4 protein-coding genes are annotated in these 4,515 nt (G+C 46.7%); all 4 read right to left on the reverse strand.

Going from position 1 to position 4,515, the window contains the following annotated elements; translation table 11 throughout:
• The coding region (locus VIN08_RS01920) for a dihydroxy-acid dehydratase (RefSeq protein WP_331959384.1) at window positions 1–1,326 on the reverse strand (1,326 nt) is incomplete at its 3' end.
• A gap of 68 nt (window positions 1,327–1,394) precedes the next feature.
• Window positions 1,395–2,981: an aldehyde dehydrogenase (NADP(+)) gene (locus VIN08_RS01925; RefSeq protein ID WP_331959387.1), complete on the reverse strand. Its 1,587-nt coding sequence runs from the start codon at window positions 2,979–2,981 to the stop codon at window positions 1,395–1,397.
• A 7-nt stretch (window positions 2,982–2,988) separates the two neighbouring features.
• The gene (locus VIN08_RS01930) at window positions 2,989–3,825 is read right to left on the reverse strand and encodes a fumarylacetoacetate hydrolase family protein (protein WP_331959390.1); all 837 of its coding nucleotides are present in this window, start codon (window positions 3,823–3,825) and stop codon (window positions 2,989–2,991) included.
• Window positions 3,826–3,833: 8 nt separating this feature from the next.
• The coding region (locus VIN08_RS01935; protein WP_331959392.1) for a glycoside hydrolase family 3 C-terminal domain-containing protein at window positions 3,834–4,515 on the reverse strand (682 nt) is incomplete at its 5' end.

Below are 4,515 nucleotides of genomic sequence, written 5' to 3' on the forward strand. Positions count from 1 at the left end.
CATACCCGGGTAACCTACAGGGCCTACACTCTTTAGTACCATAACACAGGTCTCATCAATGTCGAGATCAGGATCGTCAACACGCGCGTGATAGTCTTCTATATTCTCAAACACAACGGCACGTCCTTTATGTTTCATCAATGCAAGTGTTGCAGCAGAAGGTTTGATCACGGCACCGTTCAATGCAAGATTTCCTTTGAGCACTACGATGCCGGCTTCTTTTATCAGCGGACTGTCATAACAGGCAATGACTTCGGTATTATAGCATTCGATTTTATCATGTATGTTTTCGCGATGCGTTTTTCCATTCACGGTCATCGTGTTCATGTGCAGCACCGATTGAAGTTCTTTCATGATCGTTGGTAATCCTCCGGCATAATAGAAGTCTTCCATCAGAAATTTTCCGGAAGGCATAAGGTTTAGTAATAGTGGAATTTTACTTCCGATCTTGTCGAAATCTTCCAGTTTGAGGTCAATGCCGATGCGTCCTGCTATAGCCGTAAGGTGAATGATGAAATTAGATGATCCTCCTATAGCAGCATTTACCCTGATTGCATTTTCGAATGCTTCGCGTGTTAAGATCTTGGAGATCTTCAGATCTTCCTTTACCATCTCTACAATGCGTCTTCCGGATAACTGCGCCAGTACTTTTCTGCGCGAGTCAACAGCAGGTATAGCAGCCGCACCAGGCAACGTCATTCCCAATGATTCAACCATGCACGCCATGGTAGATGCCGTACCCATCGTCATGCAATGACCGGGGCTGCGCGACATACAGCTCTCAGCATGCGAGAATTCGTCATACGTCATTTTTCCCGTCTTGAGTTCATCGGTAAATTTCCAGACGGCTGTTCCTGATCCTATATCTTTACCGCGATGCTTGCCGTTCAACATCGGGCCGCCCGGCACAACAAGTGTAGGTATATCTACGCTGGCAGCACCCATCATGGTAGAAGGCGTTGTCTTATCACAACCGGTAAGAAGCACAACGCCATCCAGCGGATTACCGCGAATAGATTCTTCTGCATCCATACTCGCGAGATTCCGGAACAACATGGCGGTTGGTTTGAGCAGTGTTTCTCCCAACGACATGATCGGGAACTCCAGCGGAAATCCACCGGCTTCATATACTCCGCGTTTTACATATTCTGCTATATCACGAAGGTGCGCGTTGCAAGGCGTGAGTTCGGACCATGTGTTGCAAATACCAATGACGGGCCTGCCATCAAAAAGGTCTTCGGGAAATCCCTGGTTCTTCATCCAGCTTCTGTAGATGAAACCCATCTTGTCTTTTTTACCGAACCATTCGGAACTTCTATAGGTCATAGTAGTCAACTTAAAGGTGAGCGTATTTAACAGGCGTCATGTATAATGATGATACCCGGTTAGTATAGTTAGTGTATAGTTTCTTTTGTTCGTGCCCCGTTAACAAGTCGCCAGATACTTAGGGGATTTTCATCTCTGAGTTCGGGTGGCAGCAGAGCTTGCGGCATGTTCTGAAAGCACACCGCGCGTGTAAAGCGAAATATAGCAGCCGTGCCTACCGATGTACTTCTGCCATCGGTAGTTGCCGGAAAAGGTCCGCCATGCACCATGGCACTGCATACCTCTACGCCTGTAGGGAAACCGTTGATTACAATCCTTCCGACTTTTTGAGACAGTATATCCAGCAGATCCTGATGTGCGACCAGGTCTTCTTCAGTACCGTGTATAGTGGCTGTTAAATGACCGGAAAGATTTCTCGCTGCGGTTAGCATCTCATCTTTACTCTTCATCTCGATGAGTGTACTTGTAGGACCAAAAATTTCTTCCGCAAGTTGTGGATGATTTTCAAGAACGCCACCGGTTGTTTTGAACAGTACCGGATGTGCACTGTTATTCATGTCAACTTCTTTTCCAAGTGCCAGTACATCCAGCTCCGCTTTATGCCGGGATATATCTTGTGTATATGACTTGAAAATAGTATCTGTGAGCATGGCGCCTCCCGAAGTATTTTCAAATTCTGTTTTGACAGATGCTATAAAGTTGTCGGATGCACCATCACGTTGATACATCATCATGCCGGGGTTTGTACAAAACTGTCCGATACCGAGTGTAACGGATGCAGCAAAACCTTTTGCTATAGCTTCGTAGTTCTTCTTCATTGCCTGTGGTAATACAAATACAGGATTGGTACTTCCCATCTCTGCATATACCGGTATAGGTTCATCACGCTTTACCGCTGCATCGAATAAAGCTTTACCAGCAGTAAAGGAACCTGTTAGTCCCACCGCTTTGATCTGCTTGTGCTTTACCAGTTGTATACCTACTATACTTCCTTCACCATGTAAAAGTGAAAAGACACCGTCCGGCATCTGCGTTTTCTTTGCAGCTTCGCGAATGGCTCCGGCCACTAGCTCTGACGTTGCGGGATGCGCAGCGTGTGCTTTGAAAATTACCGGGCAACCGGCAGCGAGTGCTGATGCGGTGTCGCCTCCTGCAACTGAAAAAGCAAGCGGAAAATTACTCGCACCAAAAACAGCAACCGGTCCTAAGCCGACATGCATATAGCGGATGTCGGGTTTAGGCAGCGGTGTACGGAGAGGGTCTGCAAGTTCTATGCGTGCATCCAGCCACGAGCCTTCCCGAAGCAGGGATGCGAACATCAATAGTTGATGAATGGTGCGACCTCGCTCGCCTTCAATTCTTCCTTTCGGCAATGCAGTCTCCTGGCTACAGATGTCAACCAATTGATCACCTAATCGGTCAATCTCTTTCGTGATTGTCTCCAGGAAGATTGCCTTTTCAATTCCACTTTTTTTGCGATATACCTGGAAAGCATCGCCCGCTTTATTACAGGCAAGCTCTACTTCTTCCGGTGTTGCTTTGTGAAATATATAGTTGAGTTGTTCTCCGGTAGCGGCCCCGGTTGATCGAAACGTTTCAGTTCCTGCTGCGTGATCATCAAACCCTATAAATTGTTTTCCTGCTATATGTATCATGGTATAGTTAGGCTACCGTGTTTTCGAGCGTACCAATGTGATCGATCGTTATCTTGATGATGTCTCCCGCACGCAAGGTAAAGCTATCGGGAGGAACGATGCCGGTGCCCGTCATGAGTAATGCACCGTGCGGAAAGCTTAACTCTTGAAATAAATACTCAACGAGTTCAGTATGTTTTCGTTTCATGCGGTTGATCGATATCTCACCAGAGAAAACAACTTCACTGGTACGATGAATAGCTATACGAATCATCGTGTTCGGATCAATCGGCTGCTCGGGTATATATAGGCATGGGCCTATTGCGGCCGCTCCATCGTAGCACTTTGCTTGCGGCAGATATAGTGGATTCTCGCCTTCAATATCCCGCGATGACATGTCATTGCCAATGGTATAGCCTTCTATAGTTCCGGATGAACAAATGAACAACACAAGCTCAGGCTCCGGTACATTCCATTGGGAGTCTTTCCGGATTCTTACCTTGCCGCCTGTTCCAACGGTTCGGTGTGGTGCAGCTTTGAAGAACAACTCCGGACGAGGCGCTTCATAAACACGTGCATAAAAATCACCGCCACCGGCATCTTTCGATTCTTCCATTCGTGCTTCTCTGCTTCGCTGGTACGTAACGCCTGAAGCCCACACTTCCTGTTTGGAAATGGGGGGAAGTAAATTTGATTCCGTTGCACTCGCTAGGAAAGCGTTTGCTTCGAGTGAGCGGATTTCTTCAAGCAGCTGTGCAAATAGATTCGATCGATTGACGAACGCATCCCAGTCCGTTTTCCCGGAGAGGAAGTATGCGCCCAGGTGTTCAATTATAATTCCTCGTGTTGTATTATATACTTTCATAGTTACGATTACGGGTTGGATATTCTTTTGGTCAAGACATTGGAGGTGGTCTTCAGATGTGCATCGGGTTGTCCTCCGCCAACGCTGATGTTCACAGGCTCCGCTATAGCGGCAAGCTTTACCTTGAACGTTACCTCGCGCGATTCACCCGCTTTAAGGTGAATGCGTCTGAATGCAACTAAAGATCGTATCGGTGATTTTTTGCCAGCGGTATATTTTGATGACGCATATACTTGCGTTACTTCGTCTCCGTCACGATTGCCCGAATTTTTTACTTGTGCTGTGATGCGAAGCGAATCACCAGAAATTTTCTCTGTCGTTAAGTTTGAATATTGAAATGTAGTATAGCTCAATCCATAACCAAACGGATACAGCGGTGTGTCAGAAAAGTATCGATAGGTTTGATTCGTAATGTGATAATCGTCAAAGGCGGGAAGTTGATCGGTAGATTTATAAAATGTTACCGGCAGTCTTCCGCCCGGATTATAATCACCAAACAAAACATCTGCTATAGCACGACCCGCAGCCTGACCCGGATACCAGGCTTCCACAATGGCTGCAACATGGTCATTCTCCCAATTAACCGCGAGCGCACTTCCATTTAGTAATACAAGTATAACCGGCTTACCAAGTGCACTAACTTCTTTGATCAATTCCTGCTGGGCGAGCGGAAGATCAATCTTCGTTCGG

This window comes from Ohtaekwangia sp., assembly GCF_036568665.1.
In the GTDB taxonomy this organism is placed as follows: Bacteria; Bacteroidota; Bacteroidia; order Cytophagales; family Cyclobacteriaceae; genus Ohtaekwangia.